This is a genomic window from Curtobacterium sp. GC_Cur_3, from assembly GCF_026544205.1.
In the GTDB taxonomy this organism is placed as follows: domain Bacteria; phylum Actinomycetota; class Actinomycetes; order Actinomycetales; family Microbacteriaceae; genus Curtobacterium.
Genome location: NZ_JALNUI010000047.1, coordinates 1 through 20,307, shown reverse-complemented (window position 1 = coordinate 20,307; position 20,307 = coordinate 1). Strand labels below are relative to the sequence as shown.

The following is a 20,307-nucleotide window of genomic DNA, read 5'->3' as shown; positions in this document are numbered from 1 at the left end:
GGACCGCGTGGTCGATCGCCACGGCGGCGACCTGCGGCAGGGTGGTCGTCGCGACCTGCGCAGCGACCCGGAGCGGGGCTGTCACCGGGACTCCGTCGAAGTGGGTCTCGACGACGTCCAGGTCGTCCGCGTGATGACGGACGAGACCGGCACGATGGACGACGCCCGGTGTACCCGGGTCGACCACGTGGACTCGTTCGGGTGCGGGACCGATCAACGGCCACCCGTGGATCAGCGCCGCGGTGAGGTGGGAGAACGCGACGCCGTCGGGGAGCGTCGGAGCGATCGCGCGTGCTCGGGCGAGGTGGCGGCCGACCTCACCGAGTGCTACCCACTCCTCACGCTCGATGTAGACGCCGGACCGGATACGGACGAGGTGCCCAGACGCGTGCCGGCGACGGAGGGTACGGGCGTCGCTCGGGTCACTCGGAGCGGCCCGGAGCAGGTGCGGTCGGATGCGGTGGTGTTCCATGAGCCGAGACTCGGGCCACGCTGCGCGTCGTACCGCCCACCGCCTCGAACCTGTGGACGGCGTGTGCTCTCCCCAGGGTGCCGGTCGGAAGCCGAGACTCGCCTCCGCGGACGACCTGCGCGCGTTCGGGCACGCAGGGTGTCCGGATGGGCGAGACTCGCCGCGGCTCGCGGCTCGCGGCTCGCGGCTCGCGGCCCGCGGCTCGCGGCTCGCGGCTCGCGGCTCGCAGCAGGCCGCGGTCAGCGGAGGGTGCTGTGGCGGCGGCCGTAGAGCGCGTAGAGCACCGCGCCGGCGACCATCCAGATGCCGAACGCGATCCAGGTGCCCGCGCCGAGGAACACCGCGAGCAGGGCGCAGCTCAGGGTGCCGAGGACCGGGACGACCGGGAAGAGCGGGACCCGGTACGAGCGGTCGAGGTCGGGCTGCGAGCGGCGGAGGATGATCACGGAGACGTTCACGAGCGCGAACGCCACCAGGGTGCCGATGCTCGTCGCGTCGGCGAGCTCGCCGAGGGGGACCAGCGCCGCGACGACCGTCACGACGAGGCCCACGATCAGGGTGTTCACGACCGGGGTGCCCGTGCGCTTCGACACCCGCCCGAAGGCCTTCGGCACCAGGCCGTCGCGGGCCATGGTCAGCAGGATGCGCGTCTGGCCGTAGAGCACCGTCAGCACGACACTGGCGATGGCGATGACCGCGCCGACCGAGAACACCAGCGCCACGACCGGCTGACCGGTGACGTCGACGACGATGCGGACGAGGGAGGCCTCGGTGGAGGAGAACGACGTCCACGATCGAGCACCGATCGCGGCGATGGCCACCAGGATGTACAGCGCCGTGATGAGGGCGATCGACCCGATGATCGCGCGGGGAGGTCCCGGCGGGGGGCCTTCGCCTCCTCCCCGGCGGTCGAGGCAGCGTCGAACCCGATGTAGGAGAAGAAGAGGCGCGAGGCCGCCGCGGTGACCCCGGCCGCGCCCATGGGTGCGAGCGGCTCGAAGTTCTGCGCGCGGAACGCGGTGAAGGCCACGACGACGAAGAACACCAGCAGGGCGATCTTCACGATGACCATGAGCGTGTTGACCCAGGCGCTCTCGCGGGCACCGGGCAGGAGCACCGCCGTCGCCAGCAGGACGAGCACCGCCGCCGGCAGGTTGACCACCCCGCCGTCACCGGGAGGGGCCGCCAGCGCGGCGGGCAGGTGCGTGCCGAAGACCTTGAGGGTCTCGTCGACGTACTCGCTCGCGCCCACGGCGACCGCAGCGACGGACACGGCGTACTCGAGCACGAGACACCACCCGCAGACCCAGGCGATGCCCTCGCCCATCGTCGCGTACGTGTAGGAGTAGCTCGACCCGGACGTCGGGACGGCTCCGGCCATCTCGGCGTACGACAGGGCGGACAGCAGCGCCGCGATGCCCGCCACGACGAACGAGATCCAGACGGCTGGCCCGGCGAGGGGGACCGCGGTGCCGAGCACGACGAGGATCCCCGTGCCGAGCGTGGCGCCGACGCTGATCATCGTCAGGTGCCACACGCCGAGCGTCCTGCGGAGCGGCTGCCCGTCGACCCCGGCTGCTGCTTCGGCCTGCAACTGGTCGATCGGCTTGCGCCGGGCCAGTTGGTGACGGAGGGACGTGGCGGGGCGGGACTGCGCGGACGACATGGGACCTCGTGGAGCGGCGAACAGGACGGGTCATGCTCGCACGGCCCCGGATGGCGGTCAATTCCACAGGACCTCGCCCGTCCACAGGACCTCACCGACGGCACATCGATGTCCGACCGCGGGGTTACATTGACTCGGGAGTGCGCACCGTCCGGTCGCGCCGGGCGGAAGGAGCTCGCATGAGCATGCGTGGTGGTGGTGGACACGGCGGCGGGCGGATCTCCAGCGGTGACTTCGACGCGCAGCGGGCGGCCAACGCCGCTGCTCCGCGGATCCCGAACCTGCTCGGTCGCATCGCCGGGCTCTTCGGCCCCCACCGGCGGTCGATCGCGTTCACGGTCGCCCTCGTCCTGCTCGGCGCTGCCCTGTCCGTGATCCCGCCCCTGCTGACCCAGCGGGCCTTCGACGAGGGGCTGTTCCCGAAGTCGGGCACCCCGGACGTGCCGGTGCTCGCCTGGCTCGTGACGGCGATGGTGCTGCTCTGGATCGCGAACGCCGGCGTCGGTGTCTGGCAGACGTACCTGACGGCGACGGTCGGCAACAAGGTCATGGGGTCGCTCCGGATGCGGCTGTTCGCGCACCTGCAGCGGATGGAGCTCGCGTTCTTCACCCGGACGAAGACAGGTGTGATCCAGTCGCGGCTGCAGAACGACGTCGGCGGTGTCGCCAGCGTGCTGAACAACACCATCTCCTCCGTGCTCGGCAACACGGTGACGGTGATCGCCGCGGTGGTCGCGATGCTGCTCCTCAGCTGGCAGATGACCATCGTCGCGGTCGTCCTGCTGCCGCTCCTCGTCATCGCGCAGCGCCGCGTGGGCCAGGTCCGCGCGAAGATCGCCGGGCAGACCCAGGAGTCGCTGTCGGACATGACCGCGATCACGCAGGAGGCCCTGAGCGTGTCGGGCATCCTGCTCGCCAAGAGCTTCAACCAGCAGCGCAGCGAGACCCACCGGTACGGCGACGAGAACCGCAACCAGATCTCGCTCCAGGTCCGCCAGCAGATGTCCGGGCAGTGGTTCTTCGCGATCGTGCAGATCTTCCTGTCGATCATCCCGGCGATCATCTACCTGGTCGCGGCGTACCTGATCCTCGGTGGCGTCCCGATCACCGCCGGCACGATCGTGGCGTTCACGACGGTGCAGTCGCGCCTGCTGTTCCCGACGGTCGGGCTGCTCCGCGTCGTGCTCGACCTGCAGACGTCGGGGGCGCTGTTCGCCCGCATCTTCGAGTACCTCGACCTGAAGCCGGCGATCACCGACGCACCGACGGCGCACAAGGTCGACGAGCGGCGGGTCGGTCACGTCGCGTTCGACGACGTCACGTTCACGTACCCGGACGGGGAAGCCGACAAGCCGACGCTGCGGGGTGTCTCCTTCGAGCTCCAGCCCGGCCAGTTCGCCGCGTTCGTCGGTCCGTCGGGTGCCGGCAAGACGACCGTGTCGTACCTGGTGCCGCGATTGTACGAGGCCACGAAGGGCTCGGTCCGGTTCGCGGGGTCCGACGTCCGGGACCTCGAACACGAGGACCTCATGCAGCACATCGGCATCGTGAGCCAGGAGACCTACCTGTTCCACGCGACGATCGGGGACAACCTCCGGTACGCCAAGCCCGACGCCACGGCCGAGGAACTCGAGCGGGCGGCACGGGCGGCGAACGTCCACGAGACCATCGCGTCCTTCCCGGACGGCTACGACACCGTCGTCGGGGAGCGCGGCTACCGTCTGTCCGGCGGCGAGAAGCAGCGCATCGCGATCGCACGGGTACTGCTGAAGGACCCGCCGGTCCTGGTCCTCGACGAGGCCACCAGTGCGCTCGACTCGATCTCGGAACGCGTGGTGCAGACGGCACTCGACAACGCCGCGCGCGGCCGCACGACGATCTCGATCGCGCACCGCCTGTCGACCGTCCGCGACGCCGACGTCGTCTTCGTGCTCGACCACGGGCAGATCGTCGAGCAGGGCACGCACGAGGAGCTGCTCGCCCTCGGTGGGACGTACGCGCTGCTGCACCAGCAGCAGAACGCGCCGGCCGACCTGGTCTGAGCCGCCGACCCCGTTGAGTCGCCGAGCGGGGGCTGACGGGAGGCCCGGTGTGGCCCCGCCACGGACGGTCCAGACCGCCCCGACGACCGGCCGACATCGGGCGTCGCATGCCTGGGTGGCGCGGAGGTGCGCCGCCTAGGATCAACGCGTGCGTTATGCGAACTCCGTCGTCGACCTGGTCGGCAACACCCCTCTCGTCAAGCTGAACCGGGTCACCGAGGGCGTCCGAGCGACCGTCCTGGTGAAGGTGGAGTACCTCAACCCCGGCGGGTCCTCCAAGGACCGCATCGCGACGCGGATCATCGACGCGGCCGAGGCCTCCGGTGACCTGCGCCCCGGCGGCACGATCGTCGAACCGACCTCGGGCAACACCGGCGTCGGCCTGGCGCTCGTGGCCCAGCAGCGCGGCTACCGCTGCGTGTTCGTCCTGCCCGACAAGGTCGGCGAGGACAAGCGGAACGTCCTCACGGCCTACGGCGCCGAGATCGTCGTCACACCGACGGCGGTCCCGCCCGAGCACCCCGAGTCGTACTACTCGGTGTCCGACCGGCTCGTGCAGGAGATCCCCGGCGCCTACAAGCCGAACCAGTACGCGAACCCGAACGGCCCGCGCAGCCACTACGAGACCACGGGCCCGGAGATCTGGCGCGACACCGAGGCCCAGCTGACCCACTTCGTGGCGGGCGTCGGTACCGGCGGCACGATCTCCGGCACCGGCAAGTACCTGAAGGAGGCCTCCGAGGGGCGCGTGCGCATCATCGGCGCCGACCCCGAGGGCTCCGTCTACTCGGGCGGCACCGGTCGTCCGTACCTGGTCGAGGGCGTGGGCGAGGACTTCTGGCCGAGTGCCTACGACCCCGACATCGCGGACGAGATCATCGCCGTCTCGGACGCCGACTCGTTCGCGATGACCCGTCGACTGGCCCGCGAGGAAGGCCTGCTCGTCGGCGGCTCGAGCGGCATGGCCGTGGTCGCCGCACTGCGGGCTGCCCGTGACCTCACCGAGGACGACGTCGTCGTCGTGCTGCTGCCCGACGGCGGCCGCGGCTACCTCGGCAAGATCTTCAACGACCGCTGGATGCGCTCGTACGGCTTCGCGGAGACCGACGACGCCCGCACGGTCGGGTCGCTCATCGCCGGCAAGGACGGCCGCCTGCCGGACCTCGTCCACGCGCACCCGGGGGACACCGTCCGCGAGGTCGTCGACATCATGTCGAAGTACGGCGTCTCGCAGATGCCCGTCCTCAGCGCCGAGCCGCCCGTCGTGATCGGCGAGGTCATCGGCGCCGTCGCCGAGAAGGACCTGCTCGAGCACGTCTTCACGGGTGCGGCCAAGATGGCCGACCGTCTGGCCGACTCCGTCGGTGACCCGCTGCCGCTCATCGGTGTCGGGGAGTCGGTGTCGTCGGCCCGTCGTGCCCTCGAGACCGTGGACGCGCTGCTCGTGGTCGAGGACGGCAAGCCCGTCACCGTCCTGACACGACACGACCTGCTCACCTACCTCTCGGAGTGAGCGCGGCAGCGCACCCACGCGAAGGGTGCGCGCCCGACGCGATCCGAGCCTCCCGTCCGCTCCTGACCTGGAGAACAGCACCATGACCGAGTTCAGCACCCGCGCCGTCCACGCCGGCCAGGACCCCGACGCCACCACCGGCGCCGTCATCCCGCCCCTGCACCTGACCTCCACCTACGTGCAGGACGGCATCGGGCAGATGCGGAACGGGTACGAGTACTCGCGCTCCGCGAACCCGACCCGCGACTCGCTGCAGACCCTGCTCGCCGACCTCGACGGCGGCGTGGCGGCCTACTCGTTCGCCTCCGGCCTGGCCGGGGAGGACGCCCTGCTGCGCGCGACGCTCGCACCCGGCGCCCGCGTGGTGATGGGCAACGACGTCTACGGCGGCACCCACCGCCTGGTGAGCCGCCTGCACGTGCCGTGGGGCGTCGAGCTCGTCGTCGTCGACATGAGCGACCTCGACCTGGTCCGCGGTGCGCTCGAGGACGCGCCCGAGAAGACCGTGCTGTGGGTCGAGACGCCGACGAACCCGCTCATGAAGATCGCCGACATCGCGGCGCTCGCCGAGATCGGCCACGTGGCCGGAGCCATCGTCGTCGTCGACAACACGTTCGCGTCGCCGTACCTGCAGCAGCCGCTGTCGCTCGGCGCCGACGTGGTGGCGTACTCGACCACGAAGTACCTCGGCGGGCACTCGGACGTCGTCGGCGGGGCGATCGTGCTCAAGGACCAGGAGCTCGCCGACCAGGTGCAGTTCCTGCAGTTCGGTGCCGGTGCGATCTCGTCGCCGTTCGACGCGTGGCTGACGATCCGCGGCATCAAGACCCTGGCCGTCCGGATGGAACGGCACTCGCAGAACGCGCAGGCCGTCGCCGAGGCCCTCGTGGAGCACCCGGCCGTCGAGCGCGTCTTCTACCCGGGCCTCGCCGACCACCCCGGGCACGACGTCGCGTCCCGCCAGATGCGCGGCTTCGGCGGGATGCTGTCCGTCGCGCTCGCCGGGGGACCCGAGGCCGCGAAGCGCTTCGCGGAGTCGACCGAGCTGTTCGCGCTCGCGGAGTCGCTCGGCGGCGTGGAGTCGCTCATCGGCTACCCGAGCGAGATGACCCACGCGTCGGTGAAGGGCACCGAGCTGGCCGTGCCGGAGAACGTCGTGCGCCTGTCGGTCGGCATCGAGGACGCGGGCGACCTGGTCGCCGACGTGCAGCAGGCGCTCGCCCGCTAGCCGATCCCGCCAGCGGGCGCGGCTGGCCGAGCCCGCCAGCCGCGCCCGATGGCCGGGCCCGCCAGCGGGCGCGGCTGGCCCAGCCCGCCAGCCGCGCCCGCTGGCTCCGCCGTGTCCCCGCCCACTCCTACGATGGTCGGGTGACCACCGACGGACGCGCGACGACGCCGACGCGCACCACCCTGTTCAGCCGGGGCCACGCGCTGCCGACGATCGGCATGGTCGCCATCGTCGGTGTGGCCGCGTTCCAGAACCTGGCGATGACGACGATCATGCCGGTGATCAGCCGCGACCTGCACGGGGAGACCCTCTACTCGCTGAGCTTCGCCGCCCCGCTCGCGGCAGGCGTCCCGGGGATGGTGCTCGCCGGCAACTGGACCGACCGCGCGGGCGGCCGGGTCGTGGCGTGGGTGTCGGCGATGCTCTTCGCCATCGGGACGGCCGTCGTGATGCTCGCCCCGACGATGCCGGTGTTCCTCGCCGGACGCCTGGTCGAGGGCTTCGGCGCGGGCGCGATCGACGTCGTCCTCTACGTGCTGGTCGCCCGGGTCTTCCCCGAGGACCTGCACGGGCCGGTGTTCGCCGGGTTCGCCGCCGCCTGGGTGGTGCCGGCGCTCGTGGGCCCGGCCATCGCCGGGTACGTCACCGAGCTCGCGAGCTGGCACTGGGTCTTCGCGGGTGCCCTCGTGATCGCGGTCGTCGCGTTCGCCCTGCTCGTGCCGACGCTCCGGCACCTCCGGCCGCCGGCACCCGAGCTGCGGCCGCCGTGGCAGCGCGCCCGCATCGGGTGGTCCGTCGCCGCGGCCGTCGCGGTGCTGCTGCTCAACGTCGCCCCGGACCTGTCCGTCGGGTTCCGCGTCCTGGCCGTCGTCGCCGGGATCGCGGGGGCCTGGTTCGCCCTCCGCCCGCTGCTGCCGCGCCGCACGCTGACCGCGGGCCCTGGGCTGCCGTCGGTCGTGCTGCTCCGCGGGGTGCTGGCGGCCGGGTTCTTCGGCAGCGAGGCCTACGTCCCGTTCCTGCTGCAGGCCCAGCACGGCCTGTCGGCGTCGGACGCCGGCCTCGCGCTGACGGTCTCGGCGCTGAGCTGGGCGAGCGCGAGCTGGCTGAACGGCCGGCTGGGGGAGCACCGTCTGCCGGCCGCGCGGGTGTTCGGCATCGGGCTCACGCTCGTGCTCGTCAGCCTGGTGGCCGCACTGGCCGTGGCCGCGTGGGACCTGCCCGTGTGGGTGCTGGTGGCCGGGTGGTTCGTCGGTGGTGGCGGGATGGGGTTCGCCTACCCGAGGACCTCGATGCTGACGCTCCGGTTCTCCACGGAGGGCGACGACGGCTTCGCCAGCTCGGCCCTGACGATCGCGGACGCCGCGGGCAGCGTGGTGGGGCTCGCCGTCGCCGGGCTGCTGTTCACCTCTGCCGGCGGTCGGGACCACCCCGTCGCCTTCGCCCTGGTCTTCGCGGCGATGACGCTCATCACCCTGGTCGGGCTGGCTGCGGTCCGGCGCCTCGGTCCGGTCCCGGCTCCGTCCTCGGGGACCGGGTAGCGCAGGCGGGAACGCGACCCGTGACCGGGGACCGGGTAGCGTGGGGGACCCACGACGAGGAGGAACCGTGCGCCGCATCCTGGCCGCCGCCATCGTGCTGAGTGCCGTCGCCGTGCTCGCCGGGTGCACCGGGACGACCTCGATGGCGCCGACCCCGGTGAAGAGCACGGACCTCACGAGCTCCGACGGGGGCTTCGACCAGCACGCGGTCGTCGGCGTGGTCCTGCTGGCCTCCGACGCGACACCCGGCGCGAGCTCCGGCGGCGTGGCACTGCCCGACCGGTTCCGCGAGGACCTCACCACCGCGGGCTTCCGTCCGGACGTCCGGGTCGCCAGCGCCACCGACCCGGCGTCGTCGCAGGCATCGGCCATCCGGGAGCTCGTGCGTGACGGCGCGAAGGCCCTCCTGGTCGAGGCAGCCGACCCCGACGCGCTGACCGGCGAGGTGCAGACGGCGCACGACGCCGGGGTCGTCGTCGTCGCGCTCGGCGACCCGCTGCCGTCCGCCGGCACTGGGGGCGACGGCATCTCCTCCGACTACCGGGTGCGGGGCCGCGACTCCGACGCCGCGCTCGTCGGACGGGCCGTCGCCGTCGTCGAGGCACTGCAGCGCGGCACGAAGCCGCCGACCGACTGACGCCGACCGACTGACGCAGACCCCGGCCCGTCACCGGGTCGCGTGGCCGGGACGCGCCGGACGGGAGGCTCCCCACCGGCCGCAGGCGAGCCTCCCGTCCGTCATCTGGTCGCGCCGACCGGCGCAAGACCCGACCCGGGGTTCTCGGCGTGGACCCAGCTGAGCCGCAGGTGCACCGCGGATCTCCGCGGGGCGTCGCTGAGCAGGGCGACAGCTTCCGCCCCCCGTCCGGGTGACGTCGTCCGTCGGTGGAACCACTGACTGTCAACTGGTTCCACATGCTCACTACAGTCAGCTCACCGCAGCCCACGAAGCCGCTGGGAACGACCGGTCGCACGCGCGCACGGCCCTCCGGCGGCGGGCTCCCCCGAGAGGACCCCGACGTGCACCGACGCCCACCGACTCCCCGGTCGACCATCCTGTCCACGAGGCCCCGGACCACCGCGTTCGCCCTCGCCACCGCTGCCTGCACCATCGGCGCCGTGCTGTTCGCCGCCGGTCCCGCCGACGCCGCGACCCGCCACGTGCTGCCCGACTCCGTCCCGACGTGGGCCACCGCGGCCGACGACACCGGGACCGTCGCCGCGTCGACCGACGTGGAGGGCGAGGTCTACCTGCCCCTGAAGGACCAGGCGGGTGCCGAGGCCCTTGCGACCGCGGTCTCGACCCCGGGCACCAGTCGCTACCGGAAGCCGCTCAGCCCGAAGGCGTGGATCGCGGCGTACGCCCCGACCAAGAGCGACGTCGACCAGGTCACCGGGTTCCTGCGGGCCCAGGGCCTGTCGATCACCGGCGTCCCCGCGAGCCACGAGTTCGTCGTGTTCCGCGGGTCGGCCTCGGTCGTGAACTCGGTGCTCGGCACGACCCTGCACGCCTACCGGCACGCGCAGCAGACCCTCGTCGCCCCGTCGACCGCCCCGAGCCTGCCCGCGTCCGTCGCGGGACTCGTCAGCGGCGTCAGCGTCGACCAGGGGCGGCTGCTCACCCACCCGGAGCTCGTGCAGCAGGGTGAGACGCCGGCGTCGTCGACGCCGACCCGCATGCTCCGCCAGCAGGCAGCTGCACCGACCGGCATCAACGCGACGTGCTCGGCGTACGACGGCCAGCACACCGCCACCGTGCCCGCCGCGTACGGCCGAACCAGCGTCCCGACCTTCGCCTGCGGCTACGTGCCGAACCAGATCCGGTCGGCGTACGGCGTCGACGCGCTCGGCAAGCAGGGCATCTCGGGGCAGGGGCAGACCGTCGCGGTCATCGACGCGTACGCCTCGCCGTCGATCATCCACGACACGGACAGCTACTCCGCCCAGCACGGGGAGCCCGCGCTGACGAGCGCCACCTTCGAGCAGCGGATCCCCGCGCCGTCCCAGTTCACCGACCAGGCGCTGTGCCAGCAGCCGAGCGGGTGGCAGGGCGAGGAGACGCTCGACGTCCAGTCGGTGCACGCGGTCGCCCCGTCGGCGAAGATCCTCTACGTCGGCGGCACGAACTGCGGTGGTGGCCTCGACGTCGCCATGTCCCGGATCCTCGACCAGGGGCTCGCTGACCTGGTGAGCAACAGCTACGGCGACGTCGGGGAGAACCTGCCGCTCGCGAGCATCCGCGGCCAGGAGAACCTGCACATCCAGGCAGCCGGCGAGGGCATCGGCCTGTACTTCTCCAGCGGTGACAACGGCGACGAGTCCGCCTCGCTCGGCAGTGCCCAGCCGGACTTCCCCGCGTCGAGCCCCTGGGTGACCGCGGTCGGCGGCACGAGCCTCGGCGTGGCGAAGGACGGCCACAAGACGTACGAGACCGGGTGGGGCGACCTGCTCGACCAGATCGTCACGAGCCCGCGCGGCAACGTCTACACGACGCCGCTCCCCGGTGGCATCGTCGGCGGCGGTGCCGGCGGCGGGCGGAGCACGCTCTTCGACCAGCCCGCGTACCAGCGCGGTGTCGTGCCGGCCGGGCTCGCGAACGGCAAGCGCGTGTCGCCCGACCTGGCGGCGCTCGCGGACCCGTACACCGGGTTCTCGATCGGGATCCGACCGATCACCGACGACGCGACGCTCACCACCGGTACGTTCGAGAACGAGACGTACGGTGGCACCTCGCTCGCCTCGCCGATCACCGCGGCGCTGTCCGCGCTCGTCCAGCAGTCGACGAACACCCGGCTCGGGTTCGCGAACCCGACGCTGTACGCGACGTACCGCGCGGCCCCCGCGTCGTTCTCGGACGTCGCGCCGCCGGCGTCGCCGATCGCGCTCGCGTACACGAGTGCGACCTCGGGGCACGACTTCCTCGTGACGCTCGACCACGACACGTCGCTGACCACGGCGACGGGCTACGACGACGTCACCGGTCTCGGGGCGGTCTCGTTCCGCGGGCTGTCGGCGGTGGCTCGCCGGTAGGCGCGTGGCCGGGTCGTGACGGACGGGAGGTCCGGTGCCAGCTGGCACCGGGCCTCCCGTCCGTCACGGGGTGCGTGGGCCGGTGCGCGTGCGTGTGCGGCGTGCGCGTGTGCGAGCGCGGCGTGCGTGTGCGCGGCTGGTGCGAGGTTGGCCACTCGGTGCGGGTCCGTACGCTCGCACGACGCGGTCGACCTCGCACGGGGCGAGTGAACTCGCACCGTGCGAGGTCGGAGCGGGCGTCCGAGACGGGGGCGTCAGCTCCACCACGCGGGGAAGGACCGCGTGATCGTGTCGACGAGGGCCCGGCGGGATCGTCGGGGGCCGGCGAGCCAGGCCTCGATCGCACCGACGAAGCCCTGCGCGACGAACCCGGCGGCGACGTCGTCGAGGATCTCGGGGCGCGCGGCGGCGTCCAGCGCCTCGATGTGTTGGACGCTCGAGACGGTGAAGTGCTCGACCAGCAGCCGGTGCAGCGAGCCGTCGTTCGGGTCGGGGAGGGCCCTGGTGTAGATGTCCCGGTGCGTGACGACGTGCTCGACGACCGCGTTGATGCCCCGGCGCGTGATGGCGGCCAGTTCCTCGACGTCCGCACCCTGTTCAGCTGCGACGCGGCGGGCGGCGGCGTCCTCGTCACGGATGTCGTCGAGTCCGGGCGTGAGCACGTCGGCGAGCAGCGACCCGGGGGAGACGGCGTGCGAGTAGAACGTGGCCCGGTTGATGCCGGCCGCGCGCGTGACGTCCGCCACCGTGATCTCGGACACCGGCCGGCTCGCCGCGAGTCGCAGGATCGCTTCACGCAGGGCAGCCGTGGTGTGCAGGATCCGAGCGTCCACCATGACGCCCACCCCCTCTTCCGTCCTGGTCGCCCGGGCTCCCGAGCAAGCCGACGCTACCGCAGGTCGGGTGGCGGTGTCGCGGTCGGGCGGCGGTGCGTAGGATGGTACCGCGGCCGAATCGATTCGAGCGTGGCCGCGATCACCACTCGCAACCACCCCTCATCGCCGAAGGACCTGCCGTGACCGCGCCCGCCACCACCGGCTCGCTGAGAGTCATCCTGCATCCCGGGGACTCGCTCACTCGGGGCCAACGCCTCGTCTACGTGTTCGTGCTCGGTGCCCTCACCGCGCTCGGTCCGTTCACGATCGACCTGTACCTGCCGGCGTTCCCGGCGCTGAAGCAGCAGTTCGGGGTGACCGACGGTGCTGTCCAGCTGACGCTCACGGCCACCACGCTCGGGTTCGCGGCCGGGCAGCTGCTGGTCGGCCCCTGGAGCGACAAGGTCGGTCGCCGGCTCCCGCTGATCATCGCGACGACGCTGCACATCGCGGCGTCGATCGGCGCGGCGACGGCACCGAACATCGAGGTGCTCGGGCTCTTCCGCGTCCTGCAGGGCATGGGGGCCGCCGCCGGTGGCGTGGTCGCGATGGCCACCGTGCGCGACCTGTTCGGCGGCAAGCCCCTGGTCCGGATGCTGTCGCGCCTGGCGATGGTGAACGGGCTCGCACCGATCCTGGCGCCGCTCATCGGGTCGCAGATGCTGCGCTTCACGAGCTGGCGCGGGATCTTCGTCTTCCTCGCGTGCTACGGCCTGGCGGTCGTCATCGCGTCGATCCTGCTCATCGTCGAGACGCTGCCGCCGGCCCGTCGTCAGGAGGCCGGCCACTCCACGATGGGGCAGCGCTACCGAGCGCTCTTCTCCGACCGCATCTTCGTCGGCGTCGCGCTCATCGGGGCGATGGTCTTCAGCGGGTTGTTCTCCTACCTCAGTGCGTCGCCGTTCCTGTTCCAGGGCGTGTACGGCCTCGATGCCCAGCAGTACGGTCTGCTCTTCGCGGTGAACTCCGTCGGGGTCGTCCTCGGCGTGCAGATCTCGGCGCGGCTCGCACAGCGCGTCGGTCCGCAGTGGATCCTGGCGTGCTCGACGGCCACGCTGTTCCTGGCGTCGACGGCGATCATCGTGCTCGACCTGCTCGGTGCCGGGCTCGTCGGGGTCCTCGTCCCGCTCTGGTTCTTCATCGCCGCGTGTGGGTTCTCGTTCCCGCTCGTGCAGGTCATCGGACTCGCCTCCCACGGGAAGGAGGCAGGGACCGCCGCCTCGGTCCTCGGCGCGCTGAACTTCGGCGTCGCCGGGCTCATCTCGCCGATCGTGGGGTGGCTCGGGATCACGCACGCCGCACCCATGGCGGCCGTCATGGCGTCGACGGCAGCGGTCGCGATCCTGCTGCTGTGGTTCGTCGTGCGCCCGCGGACGGTGCCGGCGCTGTCGCACTGAGGCTGGGCGCGAAGAGTTCTCCACAGGTCGTTCCGCGGGGTCGGCGGCGTCCCTAGGCTGAGCGCATGAGCGACGCGGTGGACCAGGCACGGGCAGCGGCCGAGGCAGCGCGGGCAGCGGCGGACGAGGCCCGACGTCTCGCGGAGGAAGCGGCTGCTCGCGCCGAGGAACTCGCCGCGGCACTGGCCCAGGCTGACGCGACCACCCCGGAGACCGCGGGTGCGCCGTCGACCGGCACCGAGCCTCCCGTCGGGCCGCTCGGCGCGGACGCCGTCGCGGCGATCCGGGCGGGCTACACGGTGACCGGGACGGCGCTGGAACTCGGAGCCCTGGTCAACGGCACGGCGATGCCCGACGTCCAGATCCGCATCCCGCTCGGCATGCTGAACCGGCACGGCCTGGTCGCCGGCGCGACCGGCACGGGGAAGACCCGCACGCTGCAGCTCCTCGCCGAGCAGATCGCGGCGAACGGCGTCCCCGTGTTCGCCGCCGACGTGAAGGGCGACCTGTCCGGGCTCGCGGTCGCCGGGCAGGGCTCCGAGAAGCTCCTCGCGCGTACCGCCGGCATCGGGCAGGACTGGACGCCGGCCGCCAGCCAGGCCGAGTTCTACTCGCTCGGCGGGCAGGGGACCGGTGTGCCGATCCGTGCGACGGTGTCCGGGTTCGGGCCGCTGCTGCTGTCGAAGGTCCTCGGGCTGAACGACACGCAGGAGTCCTCGCTCGGGCTCGTCTTCCACTACGCCGAACAGGCCGGGCTGGCACTCGTCGACCTCGCCGACCTGCGGAGCGTCCTGACCTTCCTGGTGAGCGACGCCGGCAAGCCTGAACTCGCGGACCTCGGGGGACTGTCGAAGCAGACGGCCGGGGTCATCCTGCGGGAGCTCGTCACGTTCGCGGACCGCGGGGCGGACCGGTTCTTCGGCGAGCCGGAGATCGACACGCAGGTGTTCCTCCGGACGGCGGCGGACGGACGCGGCATCGTGAGCCTGCTCGAGGTGCCGGGGGTGCAGGACCAGCCCGAGGTCTTCTCGACGTTCCTGATGTGGCTGCTCGCGGACCTCTACAACGAGCTGCCGGAGGTCGGTGACCAGGACAAGCCGAAGCTCGTGTTCTTCTTCGACGAGGCGCACCTGCTGTTCAACGGTGCGTCGAAGGACTTCCTCGAACAGATCGTCCGGACCGTGCGGCTCATCCGGTCGAAGGGCGTCGGCATCGTCTTCGTCACCCAGACCCCGAAGGACGTGCCGAACGACGTCCTGGCGCAGCTCGGGTCCCGCGTGCAACACCAGCTCCGCGCGCACACCCCGGACGACGCCAAGGCCCTGCGCGCCACCGTCTCCACCTACCCCACGAGCGAGTACGACCTCGGCGAGGTGCTGACGTCCCTGGCCACCGGCGAGGCGATCGTCACCGTGATGAACGAGCAGGGTGCACCGACACCGGTGGCGTGGACCCGACTCCGCGCACCGCAGGGCTCCATGGACCCGATGCCGGCAGCCGAGATGGAGGCCCGGGTCGCCGCCTCCCCGCTCCTCGCGACGTACGGCACCCCGGTCGACCCCGACTCCGCGCGCGAGGTGCTCGCGCGTCGGATGGAGGCGGCGGCGGCACAGTCGGCGGCTGACGACGCCGCGGAGCAGGCAGCAGCTGCCGAGGCCGAAGCAGCGGAGGAAGCCGCCCGGGTCGCTGCGGCGGAGGCGAAGCAGGCCGCCGCGCAGGCGAAGCAGGAGGCCCGGGAACGGACCGCCGCGCAGCGGGAGTACGAACGGACGCAGCGCGAGTTCGAACGGGCCGAACGCACGGCCGCGCAGCGACGAGGGCGGACGACGTCGCGGTCGCGGACCTCGTCGTCCCGGAAGACCGGCGACCCGTTGTCCGACCTGCTCGGTGGGGGACTGGGCCAGGCCATCGCGAAGGAGGTCGTGCAGGGCATCTTCTCGACCCTGCGCCGCCGACGCTGAGCCGCGGTCAGGTCACCGCGCCCGGTGGGCTGCCGTGATCAGCAGGGCTTCCGTGATCAGCAGGGTTTCCGTGATCAGCAGGGCTTCCGGCGCTCGGCCGGGCGCGTCGGCAGGTAGCGCCGAGCGAAGTCCCGCGCGGGCAACGGGCGCGTGAGCTCGGTGACCTGGACGCCGAGGGCGTCGACGACCCGGTCGAGGCCGGCGTCGCCCCACACGTCGGAGCGCATCCGGAAGAGGTGCCGGTCATCGGGGCCGTACGCCACGAGGACCCGCGTGGTCCGGTCGACGGAGCTGCCGAAGGTGGTGGCGAGCACGACCCGTTCGACGCAGGGGCGGGTGACGGACCGCGTCGGGGTCAGCACGCTGCGGACCTCCACCCGGTCGTGGCTGATCCCCACGAAGGCGGACCGGAGGCGGACGAAGACGACGCCGGCAGCGACGGCCAGCAGCACCACGACGGTGGCGACCAGCGCCCAGAGCCGCAGCGGGAACGAGACCCACACGAGGGCGACCGCGAGCGGCACGGCCGAGAACACGATGCTGAGCGCCGTGGACCGCACCAGAGCGACCCGGGGACGGACCACGACGTCGAACGTCACCGGGTCCGGACCCGCCGTCGTCGCCGTCGTCTCCCCCACGGCTGTCTCCTCGTCCCCTCGGTTGCACCCGGGGCACGCCGTCGAGGCCGCTCCGGAACGGCGCCCCTGCCGTCTACGTGTGCACGACGTCGCCGTCCCTCGGCTGCGTCGTACCGGCAGCATAGGGGAGGTCCCGGTCGATGCGACAGGTCTGTCCACCCTTCTGGGGGAGCACCGGGGAACCGGGGGTCAGGGTGGTCCGCATGCTGGGGGACCGTGACACGTCATCGCGCGGGACCCGACCGGGCCGGACCGCCATCGGCCCCGGAACGACGAGAGCGCACGGCCCTGGTGGGCCCGTGCGCTCTGGGTCGTGCGGTGTTCCTGGTGGTTCTTGCTGGCGGAGAATGGGGGATTCGAACCCCCGAGGGCTTGCACCCAACACGCTTTCCAAGCGTGCGCCATAGGCCACTAGGCGAATTCTCCTGGTGCCATCTCGCGATGACGACACCCCATGGTACAGGTCTTCGGGGGTGTGGACGACCACCGCCGTCCACAGGTCGTCCGTTCCCAGAGGGCACGGCAGCGGCACGGCTAGCCTGGAGCGGTGTCGACCCGCATCTACATCACGTCAGCAGAAGGACACACGGGCAAGAGCACGGTGGCGCTCGGTGTCCTCGAGACCCTCGCCCGCACGGTCGGACGCGTCGGCGTGTTCCGCCCCGTCGCCCGCTCGGTGGAGGAACCCGACTACGTGCTCGAGCTCCTGCTCCAGCACACCGCCGCCGGGCAGTCCTACGACGACGCCGTGGGGGTCACGTACGACGACGTCCACGCGGACCCGGACGCGGCGCTCGCCACCATCGTCGGCCGGTTCGCCCAGGTCGAGCGCCAGTGCGACGCCGTCGTGGTGCTCGGCTCCGACTACACCGACGTGGGCAGCCCGACGGAGCTGTCCTTCAACGCCAAGGTCGCGGCGAACCTCGGTGCGCCGGTGCTCCTCGTCCTCGGCGGGCGGGACTCGGCCGAGCGTGGTGCCAGGACGCCCGCCGACATGGGCCAGGTCGCCGAGGTCACCACGAGCGAGCTCCGCGCCGCGCACGCCCAGCTGCTCGGGATCGTCGTGAACCGCGCCGACCCGGAGGCCCTCGCCGCGATCCGCGACGGCGTTGCCGCAGCCGTGCAGGACCACCACCCCGACACGCTGGTGTGGGCGATCCCCGAGGACTCGGTGCTCGTCGCGCCGACCGTCCGCGCCCTGCTCGCCGCGACGGAGGCCACGCTGGTCCGCGGTGACGAGGCCCTGCTCGACCGCGAAGCCCTCGGCACCGTCGTCGCGGGCATGAGCATGGAGAACGTGCTCCCGCGGCTGATCGAGGGCGGCATCGTCGTGGTGCCAGGGGACCGCAACGACGTCCTCATCGCCACGCTGCTCGCGAACCAGTCGGACACGTTCCCGAGCCTCGCCGGTGTGATCCTCAACGGCGGGTTCGAGACGGCACCGCAGATCACCCGGCTGCTCGAGGGCCTGTCGAGCTCGCTGCCGATCGCGAGCAACGACCTCGGCACCTACGACACGGCGCTGCGCATCACGCAGACCCGTGGTCGTCTGGCGGCCGACTCCCCGCGGAAGGCCGACCTGGCGCTGTCGCTGTTCGAGCGCCACGTCCAGGCTGACGAGCTCCTCGCCCGACTCCAGGTCACGCCGTCCGGCGTCGTCACGCCGCTCATGTTCGAGCACGGGCTGCTCGACCGGGCGCGCGAGTACGGCACGCGGATCGTGCTGCCCGAGGGCGACGACGACCGCATCCTCCGCGCGGCCTCGACCCTGCTGCAGCGGCAGGTCTGCGCGCTCACGATCCTCGGCGACCCGGCGGCGATCCGGGCGCGGGCGACGGAGCTCGGGCTCGACCTCGAGGCAGCCCAGCTCGTGTCGCCGTTCGACCCCGAGCTCCGGGAGCGCTTCGCGGAGGAGTACACGCGGCTCCGGGCCCACAAGGGCATGAGCATGGAGCTCGCCCGCGACACCGTGACGGACGTGTCGTACTTCGGCACGATGATGGTGCAGCTCGGGCTCGCCGACGGCATGGTGTCCGGCGCGAAGCACACGACGGCGCACACCATCCGGCCGTCCTTCGAGATCATCAAGACCCGTCCGGACACGTCGATCGTGTCGAGCGTGTTCCTGATGGCGCTCGCCGACCGCGTGCTCGTCTACGGCGACTGCGCGGTCATCCCGGACCCGACGAGCGAGCAGCTGGCGGACATCGCGATCTCCTCCGCGGAGACCGCCACGCAGTTCGGCATCGAACCCCGGGTGGCGATGCTGAGCTACTCGACCGGGGACAGCGGCTCCGGAGCCGACGTCGACAAGGTCCGCGCGGGCACCGCCGTCGTGCGGGAGCGGCGACCCGACCTGCTCGTCGAGGGGCCGATCCAGTACGACGCCGCCGCCGACCCGACGGTCGCGAGCACCAAGATGCCGGACTCGCCGGTGGCCGGGCACGCGACGGTCTTCATCTTCCCGGACCTCAACACGGGCAACAACACGTACAAGGCAGTCCAGCGGTCCGCCGGCGCGGTCGCGATCGGCCCGGTGCTGCAGGGGCTCCGCAAGCCAATCAACGACCTCTCCCGCGGGGCACTCGTCAGCGACATCGTGAACACCGTGGCGATCACGGCGATCCAGGCCGGCACCGCGCGGACGGACGGCAGCACGCCGAACGACGGCGCAGTGCCCACCGACACCGCGGCCGGCGCTCGCTGAGCGCCGGACGCCACCCGAGCCTCCAGACCGGCCCCCGGGCCATGCACAGAAAGCGAGCCATCGTGACCGCCGCACTCGTCGTGAACTCCGGATCGAGTTCGTTCAAGTACCAGCTCATCGAACTCGACGGCGAGCGCGAGCTCGCATCGGGGCTCGTCGAGCGCATCGGCGAGTCAACGGGCGCGTGGAAGCACACGAACGCACTGACGGGGGAGTCCTCGTCGAACGACTCGGCATCGGTGCCCGACCACGCCGCCGGGTTCCAGGCGATGATCGACGCCTTCGCGAAGGTGGGGCCGTCGTTCGACGAGCACCCGCCCTCGGTCGTCGGGCACCGCGTCGTGCACGGCGGCACGGCCTTCGACGCCGCCACGATCGTCACGGACGAGGTCGAGCAGCAGATCGACGCCCTGTCGAGCCTGGCGCCGCTGCACAACCCCGCGAACCTCGAGGGCATCCGCGCCGCGAAGCAGGTGTTCTCCGACGTGCCGCACGTCGCCGTGTTCGACACCGCGTTCCACCAGACGATGCCGCCGCACGCGTACACGTACGCGATCCCGGCCGACCTCGCCGAGCAGCACCAGATCCGCCGGTACGGCATGCACGGCACGAGCCACAAGTACGTCTCCGAGCAGGCGGCCGTGTTCCTGGACCGCCCGCTGTCGGAGCTGAAGACGATCGTGCTGCACCTCGGCAACGGGGCGTCGGCGGCGGCGATCGACGGCGGGCGGTCGATCGAGACCTCGATGGGGCTGACGCCGCTCGAGGGCCTCGTCATGGGCACGCGCTCCGGAGACCTCGACCCCGCCGTGCTGATCCACCTGCACCGGGAGGCCGGGATGTCCTTCGACGACCTCGACACGATGCTGAACAAGCAGTCGGGGCTGCTCGGTCTCACCGGCAGCGGTGACATGCGCGACGTGCAGGCCGCGGCGATCGACGGCGACGAGACGGCCGAGGCGGCGCTCGCCGTCTACCGGCACCGCATCCGTCGGTACGTCGGGGCGTACACCGCGCAGCTCGGCGGGCTCGACGCCGTCGTCTTCACCGCCGGCGTGGGGGAGAACAACGCGCTGCTGCGTCGTCGGGTGCTCGCGGGGCTGGAGCACCTCGGGATCGAGGTCGACAACGACCGCAACGAGCTGCATGCGAAGGACGCGCGGCTCATCTCGACGGACTCCTCGCGGGTCGCCGTGCTGGTCATCCCGACGAACGAGGAGCTCGAGATCGCCCGGCAGTC

Annotated in this window: 12 protein-coding genes, 1 tRNA gene and 2 pseudogenes; 10 read left to right on the top strand and 5 right to left on the bottom strand. The window is 72.1% G+C overall.

Annotation, left to right across the window (positions count from 1 at the left end):
• Both OXR63_RS17150 and OXR63_RS17145 read right to left on the bottom strand, forming a co-directional pair.
• Positions 1-472: pseudogene (locus tag OXR63_RS17150) on the bottom strand (hypothetical protein); the annotation flags it as partial.
• Between the two features lie 239 nt (positions 473-711).
• Positions 712-2,138: pseudogene (locus tag OXR63_RS17145) on the bottom strand (APC family permease).
• A gap of 179 nt (positions 2,139-2,317) precedes the next feature.
• On the opposite strand from OXR63_RS17145, the gene OXR63_RS17140 reads away from it, so the two are divergent.
• The 6 genes from OXR63_RS17140 to OXR63_RS17115 all read left to right on the top strand — a co-directional run bounded on the left by OXR63_RS17140 (position 2,318) and on the right by OXR63_RS17115 (position 11,489).
• Positions 2,318-4,180, top strand: coding sequence for an ABC transporter ATP-binding protein (locus OXR63_RS17140; protein ID WP_267425297.1), 1,863 nt, complete (start codon positions 2,318-2,320; stop codon positions 4,178-4,180).
• A gap of 148 nt (positions 4,181-4,328) precedes the next feature.
• A complete protein-coding gene (locus OXR63_RS17135) occupies positions 4,329-5,693 on the top strand; it encodes a cystathionine beta-synthase (RefSeq protein ID WP_267425295.1) in 1,365 nt (454 codons plus the stop codon).
• 82 nt (positions 5,694-5,775) lie between these two features.
• A complete protein-coding gene (locus tag OXR63_RS17130) occupies positions 5,776-6,921 on the top strand; it encodes a cystathionine gamma-synthase (protein WP_267425292.1) in 1,146 nt (381 codons plus the stop codon).
• Positions 6,922-7,061: 140 nt separating this feature from the next.
• Positions 7,062-8,459, top strand: a complete 1,398-nt coding sequence (locus tag OXR63_RS17125; protein ID WP_267425289.1) for an MFS transporter — start codon at positions 7,062-7,064, stop codon at positions 8,457-8,459.
• Between the two features lie 67 nt (positions 8,460-8,526).
• Positions 8,527-9,096, top strand: coding sequence for a substrate-binding domain-containing protein (locus tag OXR63_RS17120; RefSeq protein WP_267425286.1), 570 nt, complete (start codon positions 8,527-8,529; stop codon positions 9,094-9,096).
• 383 nt (positions 9,097-9,479) lie between these two features.
• Positions 9,480-11,489 carry a S53 family peptidase gene (locus tag OXR63_RS17115; RefSeq protein ID WP_267425284.1) on the top strand — a complete coding sequence of 670 codons (2,010 nt, stop codon included), beginning with the start codon at positions 9,480-9,482 and terminating at the stop codon, positions 11,487-11,489.
• A 254-nt stretch (positions 11,490-11,743) separates the two neighbouring features.
• On the opposite strand, the gene OXR63_RS17110 is transcribed toward OXR63_RS17115, so the two are convergent.
• A complete protein-coding gene (locus tag OXR63_RS17110) occupies positions 11,744-12,325 on the bottom strand; it encodes a TetR/AcrR family transcriptional regulator (protein WP_267425282.1) in 582 nt (193 codons plus the stop codon).
• Positions 12,326-12,504: 179 nt separating this feature from the next.
• Here OXR63_RS17110 and OXR63_RS17105 point away from each other — a divergent pair, with 179 nt between their 5' ends.
• Positions 12,505-13,761, top strand: a complete 1,257-nt coding sequence (locus tag OXR63_RS17105; protein ID WP_267425280.1) for a multidrug effflux MFS transporter — start codon at positions 12,505-12,507, stop codon at positions 13,759-13,761.
• A gap of 65 nt (positions 13,762-13,826) precedes the next feature.
• Entirely contained in the window at positions 13,827-15,722 is a 1,896-nt protein-coding gene (locus OXR63_RS17100; protein WP_267425278.1) for a helicase HerA-like domain-containing protein, read from the top strand.
• A 74-nt stretch (positions 15,723-15,796) separates the two neighbouring features.
• Here the strand turns inward: OXR63_RS17100 and OXR63_RS17095 are convergent, their stop codons facing one another.
• On the bottom strand, positions 15,797-16,360 hold the full coding sequence (locus OXR63_RS17095; RefSeq protein ID WP_267425276.1) for a hypothetical protein: 564 nt from the start codon (positions 16,358-16,360) through the stop codon (positions 15,797-15,799).
• 338 nt (positions 16,361-16,698) lie between these two features.
• A tRNA-Ser gene (locus OXR63_RS17090) sits at positions 16,699-16,786 on the bottom strand.
• Between the two features lie 121 nt (positions 16,787-16,907).
• Between OXR63_RS17090 and pta the strand changes: the two genes are divergently transcribed.
• Both pta and OXR63_RS17080 read left to right on the top strand, forming a co-directional pair.
• A complete protein-coding gene (gene pta, locus OXR63_RS17085; protein ID WP_267425274.1) occupies positions 16,908-19,067 on the top strand; it encodes a phosphate acetyltransferase in 2,160 nt (719 codons plus the stop codon).
• 62 nt (positions 19,068-19,129) lie between these two features.
• Positions 19,130-20,307, top strand: a 1,178-nt coding sequence (locus tag OXR63_RS17080) for an acetate/propionate family kinase (protein WP_267425272.1), incomplete at its 3' end; no start/stop codon positions are given.